Here is a 1,170-nt window from a genome sequence, read left to right on the forward strand (position 1 = left end):
AACACAGGTAAAGCTATTGTTTCGGCTTTTATGAAGTCTGTTTGATTGGAATTTTGTTTTACCCCAACCCCCCATTGAGAAATTCTGATTCTACCGTAATTTGAATAAGTTACACCTTCTTCGGGCATGAGTTCGTTATTAGTATACGAATTTTTGATAACTCCTAATTTTCCCTCAGGAACAAATACAAGGTTCTTATCATTAAAAAGACTGATCGTCTTTATGGATCCATCAGATTTACGTACTGCTACTTGACGCTGAATAACATTAAATTTAGGCAATCCGTTTCTCTCCATAAATGAATTTAATTCGGTTATTAATAGAGGAGAGTCTCTTTTATCAGCACCAAAAATGACTTGTTTAAATTTTTTGGATTTTAACAAATAACTAAGCCGGGCTTGTGAAATCCATATTTCAGCCAATTTAGTATTTTGTGCGGCCGCAACTATGCTTTGAATGTCTTCAAAAGGGTCAACCGTGTTTATGTTAGCTTCCGTCCATTCAATGGTTGCTCTACCTTTGTTTGAATTCGGCATTTGATAATCTATTTTTGTTTCTATCCCCTCGGGGTTGTTATTCTTGTCTATATTATAAACCCCTTCGTTGGATAACGCTCCTAAAAATATCATATCTAACTTGGCTTGGACCCCGTCTACTGCGTCTTTAACCGTATTCATCATGATCTTCATCAATTCATCCCTTTTCTGACTGTCCTTAATAAAACTGTGGCTTAGCAATCCTAATATTTTCCTATATTCTTGTACAGATAAAGGGAAAGAATGTGCGTGAGTGAGATTTTTTGCTTGAATAGAGCTTAGCCCTTTAGGTTCTCTTATTGGCTCATTCGAATTGTCTTCTATAGTGGTTGCCGCAATGGACAAATTATATTTACCGATTATTTCTTCAAAATTTAATTCTATAGAGGGGGTATCCCATGTCATGTATCTTTCATAAATGGGCGTATCGAAAAATTTTTTATTCAGGCGTGAAGTCTCATCAATCACTACCTGAACGGTTTTTGTTAATCCTCCAAAAATGGAGCTGTATAAAACTGGTGACATGTTTTTATTGATTTATAAATAAAATATTATGATTATTTTTTAAATAGTGATTATCTTTCCATTCGCTAGGGAAATCTCCTAATACGTCTTTGAGAATGACGGCTTCATA

At 34.8% G+C, this 1,170-nt stretch carries 1 protein-coding gene; it reads right to left on the minus strand.

Annotated elements, in window-relative coordinates; genetic code table 11:
- Positions 1–1,061, minus strand: a 1,061-nt coding sequence (locus ASC36_RS10400) for a major capsid protein (protein WP_055426416.1), incomplete at its 3' end; no start/stop codon positions are given.
- Positions 1,062–1,170: the final 109 nt, after the last annotated feature.

The organism is Apibacter mensalis, assembly GCF_001418685.1.
GTDB classification, from domain to species: domain Bacteria; phylum Bacteroidota; class Bacteroidia; order Flavobacteriales; family Weeksellaceae; genus Apibacter; species Apibacter mensalis.